Here is a 15,812-nt window from a genome sequence, read left to right on the forward strand (position 1 = left end):
CAAGGTTATGCAAACCCGGCGACATCTGACCTTCCTTGCTCTTCTGATCGCGACCTTTTTGGCAGCGCCTCTCGGCGCGCACGAAGGTCATAAATCAAACATGTCCGATGAAGAGATGGTGATGATGGAAGCCAGCTCCACTGATGCAAAAACCAATCACGGCACTGGTGGAGCAATTGCACACAGCCATAGTGCGAGCGCCGAACACAGCATGTCGGCCGACCAGATGATGCAACAAAAGATCGAGGAGAACCGCCTTACCTCGTTCAGTGATCTATTGGCCAGACTGCATCCGATTGCAGCCCATTTCCCGATCGCGCTCTTTCTGGTCGCTGCGCTCACGGAGTTCGGCCTGATCCTCAGGCCCAGCCTGGGCCTTCAAACCACGGTTCGTTTTCTGGTGGCCGCAGGTGCAATTGGCGGACTTGGCACCGCCGCTTTTGGCTGGTTCGCAGCGGGCTGGCGACTTTCTGACCGATCCGAGACGTTGGCCATCCATCGTTGGAATGGCACTGCGATTGCGGCCGCCGGTCTGTTAGCCTGGTGGCTGAGTTCACCGGGCAAAAACCGTTGGTGGCTCAGACTGGTGCTGGCCATCATCGCCGGGGCGCTCATCGTCCAAGGCTATTACGGCGGCGAAATGGTTCATGGCCCCAACCATATGGGGGTCATGTGATGCGTGATACGAGCCTGCCAAGGGGAGATCGCAGTTTCACTCCGGCCCTGGGCAAGGTTTGGCTCACGCCGGTATACGATGCAGCGATCGCGCTGTTGACCCGCGAGCATGTCTGGCGCGACGCCGCGGTCCGCGCCGCCGACCTCAAGCCCTTCGACAAGGTGATCGATGTCGGCAGCGGAACCGGCACCCTTCTGCGTCAGATGATGTCGAGCTGCCCGCCTGCTGAATACCTCGGTGTCGAACCAGACCCTGACGTCTTAGCAATCGCCGAGCGCAAATGCGGCAGCGTCTCTCACATGATCCAGTGGCACAATGGCTTTCTTGACACCCTCGACCTCGGTCGGGGTTGGCAACCGAACAAGATCATAAGCAGCCTCGTTCTTCACCAAGTCTCCCCTGAGCAGAAGCGCGCAATCCTCGAACAAATCTCGGCGTTGCTAACGCCTGGCGGCATGGTGTTGATCGCCGACTATATGCGTCAGGAACCGCCGCTGATGCGTCGGCTTTTCAGAATGACCGTCCAACAGCTCGACGGGATCGAGGATACCCAGCCCAATGCGGACGGGCTCATCGAAGAACATCTGCAAGAAATCTTCGAGGACGCTGAACGCCTGCGAGTTTTTCCCACCGCAACCGGGGCGATTTCGCTTTGGCGCGGATACACCAAGAAGGTCCCCGACTCATGAAAATCCGGTTTTTGGTCCTACCTAAAAGGTCGCTTGTGGCATCCGCATTGTTGTTGCTGGCAGCCTGCTCAAACGCTGCCCAGGCTGCGACCTACACGATGTTCCGCGATCCCAATTGCGGTTGTTGCCTGAAATGGGCTGATCACGTCGAGCACAAAACGGATGCCGAGGTGACCTCGGTCGATACGACCGAAATGGCACGGATCAAAACCGAGCGCGGCGTGCCGCAAGAGCTCTGGTCGTGCCACACGATGGAAATCGAGGGCTACATGATCGAGGGCCATGTACCGGCAGATGCGATCGAACGATTGCTGCGCGAACGGCCGGAGGGCGTCACCGGGCTGGCCGTTCCCGGCATGCCCGTCGGCTCGCCCGGCATGGAATTCGAAAACCGGATTCAGCCATTCGATGTGATCGCCTTTGGACCTAGCGGCCAAAGCGTGTTCGCATCCTACCCCTGAAACTCAAACCCTATCGGAGAAACACGACGAGATATCTTACGGCGATAAAAATGACGAGCACGAGAGACGGCGGAGGAGGACAAGCCGCGAGCGGGTCACGATCATCACTGATGCGAAACGCCGCCAGGGTCCTTCCCCTCCAAATCCCCATGCCTTGGCGGCGTAACCGATATCTATTTGGCCATCTTTTCGACCAATGCGACAAGTTCGGCGACTTTCTCCGACTGATCGGCCTTATCGTCCGAAGCGATCGCTTCTTCGATGCAATGTCGGGCGTGAATGTCGAGGACCTTGATACGCGCTTGCCGCGCCGCCGCTTCGAGCGCGATGATCTGCTGGAGAATATCCACACAATAGCGGTCTTCCTCCATCATTTTGACAATACCGCGAGCCTGCCCTTCGACACGTCGCATGCGGGTTATGGTGTTCGCAAATTTGCTGCTTTTTTTGTCGCTCATGGTCGTTTCTCCGTTGGCCGAGACCAATCCCCCAAATCCTAGACGCTTGCAATCCTGCATCGCAAATACTATACCCCCCTATAGTATATTTCAATTGGAGCTTATAATGTCTGATACGCCTTTGAGAGCCTCGATCATGACTTGGGGATGGACGCTGAGCGTCTTCCTTCTCGCCAGCTACCTCATCTGCATTGGTTTTGGGTTGCTCGCCCCTGCGCAATTCCGCATGCACGAGGCCTGGGCGCCGTGGCTCCCTGGGTTTGAATGGCTCACGCTGACCGGTTTCATCGCCGGGGCGATCGGCAGCTTTCTTTACGGTTGGTACATCGCGGGGCTGGCCGTGCCGCTCTACCGCTTCTTCCGAGCTCGCAACCGATAGCACTGATTGCATCTCGCTATCCGCAAGCTCGGTAGCATCATATGAACGAACGGAGCCGATAATGGACCACGCTCATTGCGCGCATCAACATGGTGACACCGCGGCAGCTGACGACGGACGATACGACGCCGTTCCAGCGGACTATGAAGGCCCGGTTTACACCTGCCCGATGCACCCCCAGGTTCGCCAACCCAAAATGGGTTCGTGTCCGCTTTGCGGCATGGGGCTCGAACTTGAATCGGCCGCTATGGTCGAAGAGGGCCCCAACCCCGAACTCGTCGACTTTACCAGAAGGTTCTGGATCGGCGCGGTGCTCACACTCCCACTGCTGGTGCTCACAATGGGGCCATTTCTGGGCTGGCCAGGAGTGCGCGACATTCTGGGCGAGCGCGCCACCTTGTGGACCGAATTCGTCTTGGGAACCCCTGTTGTTCTGTGGTGCGGATGGCCGTTTCTTGAACGGGGTTGGAACTCGTTCAGGACTTGGAACCTCAACATGTTCTCGCTCATCGCGATGGGCGTCAGCGCGGCTTGGATATTCAGTGTTGCAGCGATTGTTGCCCCCGATATTTTTCCCGACGGCTTTCGCGATGCCGAAGGCCACGTGGGTGTCTATTTCGAAGCGGCAGCGGTCATCGTAACTCTGGTCCTGCTAGGCCAGGTGATGGAGCTGCGTGCCCGTGAAGGCACCGGCAAAGCCATTCGTGCGCTGCTCGATCTCGCTGCTAAGACAGCCCGTGTGATCAGGGACAATGGCACCGAGGATGAAATCCCGCTCGAAGAGGTCGTTGTCGGCGACAGGATCAGAGTGAGACCGGGCGACAAAGTCCCGGTCGATGGCGTGGTTCTCAAGGGGCGCTCATCAATCGATGAAAGCATGATTACCGGCGAGCCCGTTCCGGTGGAGAAAGTCGAAGGGGACGGCGTCACAGGTGCAACAATCAATGGTACGGGCAGTCTCGTGATCGAGGCTAAGCGCGTCGGCTCCGATACGATGCTTGCACAGATCGTCGATATGGTCGCCGCCGCTCAGCGCTCGCGCGCACCAATTCAGAAATACGCCGATAAGGTCGCTGAACTGTTCGTTCCGGCAGTCATTGCGATTGCCATCCTCGCTTTCATCGCTTGGGCTGTCTGGGGACCGCAGCCTGCCTTGGCCTACGCGCTGGTAGCAGCTGTTGCCGTTCTGATCATTGCCTGCCCGTGCGCTCTTGGTCTTGCAACACCGATGTCGATCATGACTGCAACCGGCCGAGGCGCTCAGGTCGGAGTGCTCATCAAGAACGCCGAAGCGCTCGAGCGCTTCGAAACCATCGACACGCTGATTGTCGACAAGACCGGTACGCTCACCGAAGGAAAGCCCAGACTGGTTGCTGTCACCGCCGAGCCAGGGTTTGAACAAACGGAGCTGTTGCGCTTGGCGGCCTCGCTCGAACGCGGGTCCGAGCATCCGCTTGCAGAAGCGATCGTCCGCGGAGCCGAAGAGCGCGGTCTCGAGCTTGCAAGCGCGGAGGATTTCGAAGCGATTACCGGCAAGGGCGTGATTGGCCGCGTGGCCGACAAATCGGTTGCGCTCGGCAACCTCGCACTCATCACCGATATGGGCCTTGATGGCAGATCGCTGAGCGAACAAGCCAATGTCCGGCGCGATGACGGTGAAACCGTGATGTTCGTGGTCGTTGGCGGCCAGATCGCAGGGCTCGTTGCCGTTGCCGATCCGATCAAGGAATCAACCCCGGATGCGATCCGTTCGCTTCATGAACTCGGTCTCACGATCATCATGGCTACAGGCGACAATGAACGCACCGCACAAGCGGTCGCGGCCCGTCTCGGTATCGATGAGGTAAGAGCAGGCGTATTGCCCGAGGATAAGGCCAAGCTCATCCGCGATTTGCAAATGAAAGGCACCAAGGTTGCGATGGCAGGAGACGGGGTCAACGACGCGCCGGCGCTTGCGCAAGCCGATGTCGGCATCGCGATGGGCACCGGAGCCGATGTTGCGATCGAGAGTGCGGGTATTACCCTGGTGAGGGGCAATCTCGACGGCATTGTGCGCGCGCGCAGGCTCGCGCAGGTTACGATGCGGAACATTCGCCAAAACCTGTTCTTTGCATTGATTTATAATGCTTTAGGCGTGCCGATCGCCGCAGGTTTGCTCTATCCTTTCTTTGGCATCCTGATCAGCCCGATGTTCGCGGCCTTTGCGATGAGCGCATCCTCGATCTCAGTGGTGGTCAATTCGCTTCGCCTGCGCGGCGCAAAGCTCTGACCAGCATGGGGCAGCATTGCGCAGTCACACCTGTGGCCAATGTGGTGAATATCCAGCCCTGATAAGCGAGTCTTTATCCAGAAGATATTGATTGCTCGAAAATTTCTTGAGGGATGCGATCGAAATATTCGTACCGGGTCTTGAAACCTTCGCCCGCCTTGAGGCGAATCACGGGGACTGTTTTGCAAACGCACGAGCACGACGACCAGACGAGCGGCACTGGCTCAATAAGCCTTCTTGGCGGTGTCGCGATGGGCACGGGCGTGATGATTGGCGCCGGTATCTTTGCCCTGACGGGCCAGATCGCGGAACTGGCCGGGCCGCTCTTCCCTCTATCATTCATCGCCGGCGCGCTTGTCACGTCGCTTGCCGCATACAGCTACATCAAGATGTCGAACCGCTGGCCTTCATCCGGCGGCATCGCGATGATCCTCCAAAAGGCGTACGGCCCCGGCGTTGTTGCCGCATCGGCCTCGCTCCTGATGGCGCTGTCGATGGTTATCAACGAAAGCCTCGTCGCTCGCACTTTCGCCACTTATGCTCTGCGGCCGTTCGAGTTGGAACAAAACGGTTTGCTGGTTTCAGTCCTGGCGCTGGGGCTGATCGTCTTCGCCTACCTTGTGAACGCCGCTGGAAATCGATCCGTCAGCGGGTTCTCCTTGGTCATGTCAGCTATCAAGATCGGCGGGATCGCCGTGTTTGCTATAGCTGCAATCTGGGTCAGCGGCTTTGCCTCGGGCGCGTTCAGCGAACCTGCCACGACGTCTAGCGGCGAGGCTCTGTTAGCTTCGGTAGCGTTCTCGATCCTGGCGTTTAAGGGGTTCACCACGATAACCAATAGCGGGGGCGAGATTGTCGATCCCCACCGCAATGTCGGCCGCACGATAATGATTTCGATCGCGGTTTGCGTCGTTGTCTATTTGCTGGTCGCGGTTGCTGTAGGCTCAAGTCTCTCGATCGCCCAGATCGTGGAGGCGCGTGACTATTCGCTCGCTGCTGCTGCAGAACCCGCGTTGGGAGACCTCGGCTTTTACTTCACCGTCGCAATCGCGATCACCGCTACGGCTTCTGGTGTCATCGCCAGCGTTTTCGCCGTGTCACGAATGCTGACCATGTTGACCGAGATGGAGATGATCCCGCATAGCCATTTCGGAATGAGTGGCGGCATACGCAGCCATATGCTTGTCTATACGGTGGTCGTTGCAGGCGCTCTTGCGGTGCTCTTCGACCTCTCTCGCATCGCCGCCTTGGGCGCCTTCTTCTACCTTGTAATGGACATGCTCGTGCACTGGGGGGTGTTTCGAAACCTGCGTGAGGAAATCGGCGCGCGCGCATCCATTCTGTTGGCCGCGCTCGCAGCAGACGCGGTGGTTTTAAGCGCATTCACATGGGTCAAACTGAAAAGCGATCCGGCGATCGTCCTCTATGCCGTTCTTGGAATTGGCGCTGTGTTCATCGCCGAGTGGTTCTACCTCGCGCGTAGATCGTCGCAGGCGCAAGATTCCTAACCCAAGATCTCTGTTGAGGAAAGGTGGCGGCCACTCAACCGCGGCCGAGACCATGAGGAAAGTTTCATCAATTTTGAAACTTCTTCGGACGGTTTGGGTAAGAATCCACAACGTCGGAATGAATGAAACGAGGCCTAAATGACCACGAAAACTGCAAAAGTTTACCGGATGGTGATGGACGATCACACCTGTCCCTATGGAATCAAGACGGTCGATCTTCTCAAGCGCCAGGGCTTCGAAGTCGAAGACCATCACTTGACGAGCAGGGACGAGACCGATGCTTTCAAGGAAAAGCATCAGGTCGAAACCACACCGCAAACCTTCATCAACGGAGATCGGATCGGCGGCTATGACGACGTGCGCGAACACTTCGGGAAAAGCCGCTCGCAGCCCGAAGAAGGCGAGACAAGTTATCAGCCTGTAGTGGCGATTTTTGCGGTCGCACTGCTGCTGGGGCTTGGCCTAAGCTGGTCGTTCTTCGAAACGCCTTTCACTGTCCGTGCAGCCGAGTGGTTCGTCAGCCTTTCTATGACGCTGCTCGCGCTTCAAAAGCTGCAGGATGTTCGCAGCTTCTCCACGATGTTCCTGAACTACGACCTGCTCGCCCAAAGGTGGGTGCCCTATTCCTTTATCTATCCCTTCGGCGAGGCAGCCGCCGGAATTTTGATGACTGCGGGCGCCTTGACGTGGCTTTCGGCACCGCTCGCGCTCTTCATCGGGACGGTCGGCGCAGTGAGTGTCTTCAAGGCTGTCTATATCGATAAACGTGAATTGAAATGTGCCTGTGTTGGTGGCGGGAGCAACGTGCCGCTCGGTTTCGTCTCGCTGACCGAGAACCTGTTCATGATTGGTATGGGCCTTTGGATGGGCTTCAAGGCCTTTGCATGATTGGCGCCCTGCTTCTCTCGGTTGCCCTCTTCTTGTTGGCGATTGCCTCACACTTAACGACGCTTGGTGCCGCGCACAGACTTGTCGATAGGCGAACCGATCTCTCTGCGAAGATGGCGGTTTCGCTCATGGTGCTGTTCTCGCACCTCCTGGTTGCGGCCTTGTTCGGTTTTGGGTTCTGGTTCGGCACCGCGTGGGGGCTGGGTAGCTTCGACACACCGGACGCCATGACCTGGATGGACTACTTCTATTTCTCCCTCATCAACGTGACCACGCTCGGATTGGGAGACATTTATCCCACCGATCACCTGAGGGTGATCGCTGGAATCGAGGCCCTGACAGGCTTCGCCTTGATTAGCTGCTCGGCCCAATTGTTCTGGAAGATGATGACACAAGGAGAAACACAATGACCGATAAATCGCACTCCTCTCACGAGGGTGGAGGAGGCAATTACTGGCGTTTCATGGCCATGGTCGCGACATCGACCGCGATCATGTTTTTCCTGATGTATTCGAACACCTTTGACGCCGACGATCTGTTCTGGAGCGAAACGCGCTTTTGGATGACGTTCGTGATGGGCGGCATGATGATGATCGTCATGCTCCTCTTCATGTGGGGCATGTACAAGGATCGCACCAAGAACTTCATCATCGTTGGCGTCGGCGCGCTCACCATGGCACTCGCTCTCTGGCTTGTTCGCAGTCAGACGACGGTCGACGACACGGAATACATGGCGGCCATGATCCCGCACCACTCCATCGCGATCATGACCAGCGAGCGAGCAAGCCTCAAAGATCCCCGTGTGCGCGAACTCGCGAAAGCGATCATCGTCGCGCAGCGCCGGGAGATCGCTGAGATGAAATACCTTATCGATGACATCGAACAAAACGGTCCGCGGACCGAAGAACGTTTGCCTGAGGAGATCCAGCAATGAGAAGCGCCGCTATCCTAACCCTGGCGACCCTTGGCCTCGCTGCGTGCAACACAAACACCGCCCCCGGCAACGACCGCGAGGCACATCTCGATCCGCCCGTGCAAGCAGCTCCCATTGAAGATGCAAGCACCGCGCTTGCCAATCTCAGCCCTGGGCTGATGCTTCCTGAAACCATGACTGATGCCGATCTGGCAGCCCTCGATGCAGAAGGCGATTGCCAATTCCGGCTCACCGAGGTCGCCTATCCCTCATTCGTGTATGACAGCGAAGGGCAAGGAGCGATCAAGATCAACGGTCGGCTCATCCCGGTCTCCAGAGATGAACAAGGGAACTATTCGAATGGCGAGCTTCGGGTGACCACCCGCTTGCTGGATGATGAAGGCACAGCTGGGCTCCGTATGCAGGAAATGATCGTCGTCGCGCCTCGTGCTTCTGATGAGTTTGGTTTCTGGGGCTATACTACTTGCGGGACGGAAGGTGCATGAAACCGCGAGCGCTGATCATGATCGCGCGGCCTGATGTCGCGTTAGCGACAGGCTCTCATGAGATCGCTGCAGGCGGTCCCTGCCTCCTTTCTTGCAGAGAAGAGACAGGGCGGCTTGTGAAACCAGAGCTTAGCATTTAGCGTAAAGACCAAGCATGGCTTTGTATCGAACCTTTCTGACGTTGTTCCTCTGTTTTGGCTTGATCTTCCAAGGGTCAGCGACAGCAGCTGCGATGCCTCAGACAGAGCCGATGCTGGCTTCTGATTGCGCTCAGATGATGCATCACTCGGAAAAAGGTGAGGCCGCTCATCACCATGGCGATGATACTGACGCCCCGTGTGAGAACATGTCGGTTGATTGCTTGCTGGCAATGAATGCGGTTTCTGCTGTTTGGGTGGGGAGCGATGCGCCTTCGCATGTTGTTAAGCCATTTTCCGACGGCCCTGTGTATTTGTCGAACATTACCTCACCTCTGCTCAGTCGCGCTTCTGCGCCCGATTACCCCCCTCCACGAATCTGACTTGATTGAATAACCTGAAGGCGAATTGCCCCTTCTGATTGCGCGGTCTCAGCGCTGCAATGCACCGTCATTGCCGCCGGACCTCGGCACGCACATCAAGTGAGATTTTTCCATGAAACGGTCCATAGGCGGTATCCTTGCCGCCGCCCTGATGCCAGCGCAGGTGGTGCTTGCGCAGCCAATTGGCTATGAAGAAGCCTTGCGAGCAGCGCGCGAAGATCAGCCGCTGCTCCAGGCCGCGCAATTGCGTATCGACGGCACGCGAGATGCCTCGGAAGCCGCAGATGAACTGCCCGATCCTGTGCTGCGTGGCGGGATTGCAAACTTGCCAATTACAGGGCCAGTAGCGTTCGAGTTTGATCGCCAGCTTCCAACGCAGATTGCTGTTGGCATTGAGCAACCAATCCCGAACCTGGCCCGGCGCAGAGCCCGTCGAGACGTAGCGGAGTCAGATGTAGCGCTCGCGCAAATGCGATTTGGGGTTGCGCAGCAGCGGATCGATATCGCCACGTCAACTGCCTGGATCGATCTGTATTATGCGGAGGAAAAACTCGCCTTCGCGCATACGGCTCTCAGCGATCTGCGCAGGCTTCAGCCGGTGGCGAACAGCGCCGTCGCTTCGGGATCGGCTCGTCCGGCCGAAAGCCTCGCCATTCGCCGCGAGCTTCTGGTCATCGAAGATGCGATCACAAGAATTGAAGCCGAAAGAGATGCCGCACGCGCCATGCTCTCGAGCTACATTCGAACGGACAGCCCTGCGGTCGCAGGTAATGCGCCAGCGGCCAATGTCGACAGCGACAGCCTTGAGCAAGCTCTGGACTTCAACCCCGTCATCCGTCTTGCCGACGCAGCGACCGGACGAGCAGAGGCTAGCGCTGACCTGGCGCGCGCTGACTTGCGCCCCGATTTCGGAGTCAGTGTGAATTATGGCCGGCGCGATCCTGCCTTCGGTGATGCATTCTCCGTCATGGGATCGGTCACCCTGCCCATCTTCACCGATCGGCGTCAAAAGCCGCGCATTCGTGCCGCCGAAGCTGAGGCCGCCGCCGCACAGGCGGAGCGCGACGATCGATTGCGGGCGCTGCGAGTCCAATTCGAGTCCGATCTTGCCTCATGGCGCAGCGCGAAGCGCCAATGGGAACGCGCGCGCGATGAATTGCTGCCTCTGGCCCGGCAGAGAGTCGAACTGGAGACGGCGAGCTTCGCCGCCGGAAACGCGGACCTAATCGACGTGATTGCAGCAAAGGCGGATCTAGCTTTGCTCGATCTTGAAATCTTTGAACGCGAAGCTGCGACCGTGGAATGGGCCGAAATGCTTCGCTTGACCTATGGGGAGCAACAGCCATGAGCGATGCGATCAAGAGCTCGGGTCTTTCAAAACGGACCTATGCAATCATTACAGCCGTCGCGCTTGTCAGCCTCGGTGTCGGATACGCGCTCTCGCTCCTAGGAGGTGAGAGCGAGGGTGGGATGTCGGGCTCCTCGGAGACGGAGTGCGAAGAGGTGCTCTACTGGTACGATCCGATGGTGCCGGGACAGCGCTTTGACGAGCCCGGCAAGTCGCCCTTCATGGACATGATGCTGGTTCCAAAGTGCGCGGGAGAAGCGGCCGAAGCGGGCGTGCGGATTGATCCCGGCCTGGTCCAGAATTTCGGCATCCGCACTGCAGCGGCCGAGTTCGGAGTTCTCGAGCCGGAAATCACCGTGACGGGCGTCCTGGCCTACAACAGCCGAGACGTGGCCATCGTCCAGCCAAGAGCAGGCGGTTATGTCCAACGAACCTACGGCCTTGCCAAGGACGACGTGGTGGGTCGAGGCGCTCCCATCGTCGACATTCTGGTCCCTGACTGGGGCGGCGCGCAGCGCGAGTACCTCGCCGTGCTGGATACCGGTGATGCAGCGCTCGCAGATGCCATGCGGCAACGCATGCGCCTGCTCGGCATGACCAATGCAATGATCGCGTCTGTCGAGCGAACACGCCGTGCCCAAACCACAATCACCGTTGCGGCGCCTGTGGGCGGCGCTGTTACCATGCTCGGCGTGCGACCAGGCATGACGGTGATGGAAGGTCAGACACTGGCCGAGATTACCGGCTTCTCCCCGATATGGCTGGAAGCCTCTGTGCCCGAGACACAGGCAGCAAATGTACGGCAGGGTCAGACTGTCAGCGCCACTCTGGCAGCATTTCCCGATGAACGATTTGCGGGGCGCATTACCGCCATTTTGCCCAGCGCCGATGCAGCTAGCCGGACGATCACCGTACGGGCTGAACTACCGAACCCCCGCGGCAGACTGAAGCCGGGCATGTTCGCGCAGGTGTCGCTTTCGCCCGACACGCGTCGTGCGCTGCTGGTGCCGTCGGAGGCGGTCATTCGAACCGGACGCCGCAATCTTGTGATGCTCAAACAGGATGAAGGCGCCTTCCTGCCTGCAGAGGTCGAAATCGGACGCGAGGCGAATGGCAGGACCGAGATCCTGGCAGGCCTTGCCGAAGGCGAAGAGGTCGTCACATCCGGGCAGTTCCTGATCGATTCCGAAGCGAGTTTGGCCGGGATCGATGTCAGGTCGATCGACGGAAGCATGGATATGGCATCCGACGGCCCGGCAAAGATGAAAACCTACACTGCCACGGGAAGCATCACGAAGATTGCCGGAGCTTCGATCACTCTCAATCACGCGCCGGTGCCGGCACTCGAGTGGCCGAGCATGGTCATGCCCTTCGCCCTAGCCGACGCCTCTCTGGTCGAGGGTCTCGAGCCGGGCGATGATGTCGAGTTCACATTCTCGCAAGCCGACACCGGTCCGCGCATCGAGTCCATTCGGAAGGTCGAACGATGATTGCGCGGATTATCGACGCGTCGATTGCCAATCGGTTCTTCATCGTTCTGGCAGCTATCGCAGTCACGCTGGCCGGCTTCTGGGCGGTGCGGGCAACGCCAGTCGATGCAATCCCGGACCTGTCCGACGTGCAGGTCGTGGTGCGCTCGAATTATCCGGGGCAAGCTCCGCGCATCGTCGAGGATCAGGTCACGTACCCGCTTGCGACCACGATGCTGTCGGTGCCGGGCGCGGAAACAGTGCGCGGCTATTCGATGTTCGGCGACAGCTTCGTCTATGTGATATTCGAGGATGGGACGGACCTCTACTGGGCACGTTCGCGCGTACTCGAATATCTCAACCAGGTGCAAAATGAGCTGCCCGAAGGAGTAACCAGTTCGCTGGGGCCGGACGCGACGGGCGTCGGCTGGATATACGAGTATGCTCTGGTCGACCGAACAGGAAACAGCGATCTGGCTGACCTTCGCAGCCTTCAGGACTGGTTCCTTCGCTATGAGCTCCAGACCATTCCCGGCATCGCTGAGGTCGCCAGCGTCGGCGGTATGGTCAAGCAATACCAGGTCGTGCTGGAACCCTATCGGATGGCTTCGCTCGGCGTCACCCACAGCGATGTCGTGCGCGCGATCCAGGCGTCCAATCAGGAGGCCGGCGGCTCGGTTGTCGAAATGGGTGAGGCGGAATTCATGGTCCGCGCCTCGGGCTATCTCACGTCCCTCGAAGACTTCAGGCAAATCCCGCTCAAATCGGTCGGGAACGGTATCCCTGTCACCTTATCCGATGTCGCCACGATCCAGCTTGGCCCAGAAATGCGGCGCGGCATTGCCGAACTCAACGGTGAAGGCGAGGTCGCAGGCGGCATCGTCGTCCTCAGGCAAGGCGAGGATGCACGCGCTACCATCGCAGCAGTTGAAGAGAGGCTGGAAGTACTCAAGCCCAGTCTTCCCGAAGGGGTCGAGATTGTCACGACCTATGATCGATCGAAGCTCATCGACGCCTCGATCGACAATTTGACCGGCAAACTCATCGCCGAATTCATAATCGTCGCGATCGTCTGCGCTCTGTTCCTGTGGCACGTCAGATCCGCGTTTGTCGCCATCGTAACGCTCCCGCTAGGGGTTTTGGCCGCCTTCATTGTAATGCGTTTCCAAGGCGTCGATGCCAACATCATGTCCCTTGGCGGGATTGCCATCGCCATTGGCGCGATGGTCGATGCGGCCATCGTCATGATTGAGAACGCGCACAAGCATATCGAGCATTGGGAAGAGGATCACCCGGATGAAGAGCTGTCCGATAACGTGCGCTGGAAGCTGATCGCCGAAGCCTCGAAAGAGGTGGGGCCAGCGCTCTTCTTCAGCCTTCTGATCATAACCCTCTCGTTCCTGCCGGTGTTCACACTGCAGGCTCAGGAGGGGCGCCTCTTTTCGCCGCTGGCGTTCACCAAGACCTATGCCATGGCAGCGGCGGCGATCCTGTCGGTAACCCTCGTGCCCGTCCTGATGGGCTGGCTCATTCGCGGGAAAATCCCCAAGGAGGATACCAATCTCCTCAACCGTGCTCTGACCAAGGTCTATCGGCCGGGTCTCGATTGGGTGCTCAGCCGGCCCAAGACCACTCTGGTCGTGGCAGGGCTCGTGTTCCTTACAACGCTGGTCCCGTTCACCCGTCTTGGCGGTGAATTCCTGCCACCGCTCGACGAGGGCGACTTGCTCTACATGCCGAGCGCGCTGCCCGGCCTGTCACCGGGTGAGGCCTCGGCCTTGCTTCAGCGGACCGATCGGTTGATCAAATCCGTTCCCGAAGTCGAGACCGTGTTCGGGAAGGCAGGGCGTGCGGACACCGCGACCGATCCGGCGCCGCTCACGATGTTCGAGACGACTATCCGTTTCAAACCTCGCGAAGAGTGGCGGCCCGGAATGACGCCGGAGAAGCTCGTCGAAGAGCTGGACCAGGCTGTGCAGGTGCCAGGCCTCGCCAATGTGTGGGTTCCGCCGATCCGTAACCGCATCGATATGCTGGCGACCGGTATCAAGAGCCCGATCGGGGTAAAAGTGTCCGGTGAAGACCTCGCCGAGATCGAGCGCGTGGCGTTGCAGGTCGAGAACGTCGCGAAACAGGTTCCCGGCGTCAGTTCCGCCTTGGCAGAGCGTCTTTCGGGAGGCCGCTATGTCGATGTGGACATCGACCGGGTCGCCGCAGCGCGTTTCGGGCTGAATATCGCCGATGTTCAGCAGATCGTGTCGGGTGCGATTGGCGGCGCGAATATCGGGCGGACCGTCGAAGGGCTGGCGCGATATCCGATCAATGTGCGCTATCCGCGCGAGATCCGCGACAGCATCGGTGAACTGCGCGCGCTTCCTTTGCTTACTCCGTCCGGGCAGCAGATTACTCTGGGTACAGTTGCGCAGGTGAGCGTCAGCGATGGCCCACCGATGCTCAAGAACGAGCAAGGACGTCTGATCAGCGTGGTCTATGTCGACACACGGGGACGTGACCTCAGTTCTGTCGTAAGCGACCTTCAGGCAGCGGTGTCGGAGGGCGTCGATCTGCCTGCGGGCGTAAGCATCTCTTATGCGGGGCAGTTTGAGTATCTCACTCGCGCCAATGAACGGTTGCAGGTCGTCATTCCCGCAACGCTCGGCATCATTTTCGTCCTGCTCTATTTGATCTTCCGACGGTTCGACGAAGCGCTGCTTGTCATGGGCACGCTGCCCTTCGCCCTTACCGGCGGGTTCTGGCTGCTCTACCTGATGGGCTACAACCAGTCGGTCGCCACGTCGGTGGGTTTCATTGCCCTCGCCGGCGTGTCGGCCGAGTTCGGCGTTATCATGCTGATCTATCTCAAGTCTGCGCTTGCCAAGGGCCGAGGCGAACTCGATGCGGAAGACGTGGGCGAAGCCATCAGGGAAGGCGCGCTGCTACGCGTCCGCCCCAAGGCGATGACGGTGGCCGTCATACTCGCCGGTCTCTTCCCGATCCTGATTGGAACCGGAGCGGGATCGGAGGTCATGAGCCGCATAGCCGCGCCGATGGTCGGCGGCATGATCACCGCCCCGCTGCTGTCCATGTTCGTTATTCCCGCCGCATACCTCTTGATGCGGCGCCCCCGGCCCGAGCGGTCACCACAATCTGAAGGAGAAACTGAATGCGTACCTCAACCCTTATGATGCTGCTTGCTGCGCCCCTGGCCCTCGCTGCTTGCGATAGCGCGCAGGAAACAGAGACCATGGAAGACATGCCGATGGACGGGATGGCGATGGAAGGACACGACATGTCGGCGATGGATGCGGTTGATGGCGCAAAAACGGCCAGCGCTGTAGGAACCGTCACCGCCATCGATGCCGAGACAGGCACCATCACCGTCGATCATGAACCCGTTGCAGAACTGGGCTGGCCGCAGATGGTCATGGCATTTGATGCCAGCGAGGAAGTGCGCGGCGACATCTCGGTTGGCGATGCGATCAAATTCACGGTCGAGGCGACCGATGAAGGCAACACGATCACCGCGATCACGAAGCAGTAAGCCTGCGAAACTTTTCGCACAAGAAAAGCGTCACCCTTGGCCGACCAACCACTGGCTCGGCCAAGGGTGCTTGTTTGGGATAGATTGTCGCAATTCCGATCGAAATAAGATCCGTATCGCGGCTCGATATGGCAATCGCACATGTTGCCTGATTTTTGTGAAACCGGAATTATCCGGATAATGTGCG

The 15,812-nt window shown here is 58.8% G+C and carries 15 protein-coding genes; 14 read left to right on the forward strand and 1 reads right to left on the reverse strand.

Annotation, left to right across the window (positions count from 1 at the left end):
* The first annotated feature begins 100 nt into the window (after positions 1-100).
* Genes MWU38_RS09330 through MWU38_RS09340 form a run of 3 tightly spaced genes read left to right on the forward strand, consistent with a single transcriptional unit; the run spans position 101 to position 1,826 of the window.
* On the forward strand, positions 101-676 hold the full coding sequence (locus MWU38_RS09330) for a DUF2231 domain-containing protein (protein ID WP_221571794.1): 576 nt from the start codon (positions 101-103) through the stop codon (positions 674-676).
* On the forward strand, positions 676-1,365 hold the full coding sequence (locus MWU38_RS09335; protein ID WP_034953543.1) for a class I SAM-dependent methyltransferase: 690 nt from the start codon (positions 676-678) through the stop codon (positions 1,363-1,365). Before MWU38_RS09330 ends, MWU38_RS09335 begins: the two co-directional genes overlap by 1 nt.
* The gene (locus MWU38_RS09340; protein ID WP_034953541.1) at positions 1,362-1,826 is read left to right on the forward strand and encodes a DUF411 domain-containing protein; all 465 of its coding nucleotides are present in this window, start codon (positions 1,362-1,364) and stop codon (positions 1,824-1,826) included. Before MWU38_RS09335 ends, MWU38_RS09340 begins: the two co-directional genes overlap by 4 nt.
* A 173-nt stretch (positions 1,827-1,999) precedes the next feature.
* Here MWU38_RS09340 and MWU38_RS09345 read toward each other — a convergent pair whose 3' ends face one another.
* Positions 2,000-2,284 (reverse strand): metal-sensitive transcriptional regulator, encoded by a 285-nt coding sequence (locus MWU38_RS09345; RefSeq protein WP_051699719.1) that lies wholly within the window; start codon positions 2,282-2,284, stop codon positions 2,000-2,002.
* 106 nt (positions 2,285-2,390) lie between these two features.
* Between MWU38_RS09345 and MWU38_RS09350 the strand changes: the two genes are divergently transcribed.
* From MWU38_RS09350 to MWU38_RS09400, 11 genes are all read left to right on the forward strand, one after another.
* Positions 2,391-2,663, forward strand: a complete 273-nt coding sequence (locus MWU38_RS09350; protein ID WP_034953538.1) for a hypothetical protein — start codon at positions 2,391-2,393, stop codon at positions 2,661-2,663.
* A 61-nt stretch (positions 2,664-2,724) separates the two neighbouring features.
* Positions 2,725-4,932, forward strand: coding sequence for a copper-translocating P-type ATPase (locus tag MWU38_RS09355; RefSeq protein WP_247271582.1), 2,208 nt, complete (start codon positions 2,725-2,727; stop codon positions 4,930-4,932).
* A 182-nt stretch (positions 4,933-5,114) separates the two neighbouring features.
* A complete protein-coding gene (locus MWU38_RS09360) occupies positions 5,115-6,440 on the forward strand; it encodes an APC family permease (RefSeq protein ID WP_034953532.1) in 1,326 nt (441 codons plus the stop codon).
* 138 nt (positions 6,441-6,578) lie between these two features.
* Complete coding sequence (locus MWU38_RS09365) at positions 6,579-7,328, forward strand: glutaredoxin (RefSeq protein ID WP_034953530.1); 750 nt, start codon at positions 6,579-6,581, stop codon at positions 7,326-7,328.
* Positions 7,325-7,738: a potassium channel family protein gene (locus MWU38_RS09370; protein WP_034953527.1), complete on the forward strand. Its 414-nt coding sequence runs from the start codon at positions 7,325-7,327 to the stop codon at positions 7,736-7,738. Before MWU38_RS09365 ends, MWU38_RS09370 begins: the two co-directional genes overlap by 4 nt.
* Positions 7,735-8,262, forward strand: a complete 528-nt coding sequence (locus MWU38_RS09375) for a DUF305 domain-containing protein (RefSeq protein WP_034953524.1) — start codon at positions 7,735-7,737, stop codon at positions 8,260-8,262. The genes MWU38_RS09370 and MWU38_RS09375 overlap by 4 nt, the downstream gene beginning before the upstream one ends.
* Positions 8,259-8,747, forward strand: coding sequence for a DUF6692 family protein (locus MWU38_RS09380; protein ID WP_034953522.1), 489 nt, complete (start codon positions 8,259-8,261; stop codon positions 8,745-8,747). The genes MWU38_RS09375 and MWU38_RS09380 overlap by 4 nt, the downstream gene beginning before the upstream one ends.
* 632 nt (positions 8,748-9,379) lie before the next feature.
* A complete protein-coding gene (locus tag MWU38_RS09385) occupies positions 9,380-10,615 on the forward strand; it encodes a TolC family protein (RefSeq protein ID WP_034953521.1) in 1,236 nt (411 codons plus the stop codon).
* Complete coding sequence (locus tag MWU38_RS09390) at positions 10,612-12,105, forward strand: efflux RND transporter periplasmic adaptor subunit (protein WP_034953519.1); 1,494 nt, start codon at positions 10,612-10,614, stop codon at positions 12,103-12,105. The genes MWU38_RS09385 and MWU38_RS09390 overlap by 4 nt, the downstream gene beginning before the upstream one ends.
* Complete coding sequence (locus MWU38_RS09395) at positions 12,102-15,269, forward strand: efflux RND transporter permease subunit (protein ID WP_247271583.1); 3,168 nt, start codon at positions 12,102-12,104, stop codon at positions 15,267-15,269. The genes MWU38_RS09390 and MWU38_RS09395 overlap by 4 nt, the downstream gene beginning before the upstream one ends.
* The gene (locus tag MWU38_RS09400; protein WP_247271584.1) at positions 15,248-15,625 is read left to right on the forward strand and encodes a copper-binding protein; all 378 of its coding nucleotides are present in this window, start codon (positions 15,248-15,250) and stop codon (positions 15,623-15,625) included. The genes MWU38_RS09395 and MWU38_RS09400 overlap by 22 nt, the downstream gene beginning before the upstream one ends.
* The last annotated feature ends 187 nt before the right edge of the window (positions 15,626-15,812 follow it).

The sequence above is a fragment of the Qipengyuania sp. S6317L1 genome (assembly GCF_023015615.1).
In the GTDB taxonomy this organism is placed as follows: domain Bacteria; phylum Pseudomonadota; class Alphaproteobacteria; order Sphingomonadales; family Sphingomonadaceae; genus Erythrobacter.

Coding starts and splice junctions, on each gene's coding strand:
- MWU38_RS09330 (WP_221571794.1), top strand. CDS start 101: ATGTCCGATGAAGAGATGGTGATGATGGAAGCCAGCTCCACTGATGCA.
- MWU38_RS09335 (WP_034953543.1), top strand. CDS start 676: ATGCGTGATACGAGCCTGCCAAGGGGAGATCGCAGTTTCACTCCGGCC.
- MWU38_RS09340 (WP_034953541.1), top strand. CDS start 1,362: ATGAAAATCCGGTTTTTGGTCCTACCTAAAAGGTCGCTTGTGGCATCC.
- MWU38_RS09345 (WP_051699719.1), bottom strand. CDS start 2,284: ATGAGCGACAAAAAAAGCAGCAAATTTGCGAACACCATAACCCGCATG.
- MWU38_RS09350 (WP_034953538.1), top strand. CDS start 2,391: ATGTCTGATACGCCTTTGAGAGCCTCGATCATGACTTGGGGATGGACG.
- MWU38_RS09355 (WP_247271582.1), top strand. CDS start 2,725: ATGGACCACGCTCATTGCGCGCATCAACATGGTGACACCGCGGCAGCT.
- MWU38_RS09365 (WP_034953530.1), top strand. CDS start 6,579: ATGACCACGAAAACTGCAAAAGTTTACCGGATGGTGATGGACGATCAC.
- MWU38_RS09370 (WP_034953527.1), top strand. CDS start 7,325: ATGATTGGCGCCCTGCTTCTCTCGGTTGCCCTCTTCTTGTTGGCGATT.
- MWU38_RS09375 (WP_034953524.1), top strand. CDS start 7,735: ATGACCGATAAATCGCACTCCTCTCACGAGGGTGGAGGAGGCAATTAC.
- MWU38_RS09380 (WP_034953522.1), top strand. CDS start 8,259: ATGAGAAGCGCCGCTATCCTAACCCTGGCGACCCTTGGCCTCGCTGCG.
- MWU38_RS09385 (WP_034953521.1), top strand. CDS start 9,380: ATGAAACGGTCCATAGGCGGTATCCTTGCCGCCGCCCTGATGCCAGCG.
- MWU38_RS09390 (WP_034953519.1), top strand. CDS start 10,612: ATGAGCGATGCGATCAAGAGCTCGGGTCTTTCAAAACGGACCTATGCA.
- MWU38_RS09395 (WP_247271583.1), top strand. CDS start 12,102: ATGATTGCGCGGATTATCGACGCGTCGATTGCCAATCGGTTCTTCATC.
- MWU38_RS09400 (WP_247271584.1), top strand. CDS start 15,248: ATGCGTACCTCAACCCTTATGATGCTGCTTGCTGCGCCCCTGGCCCTC.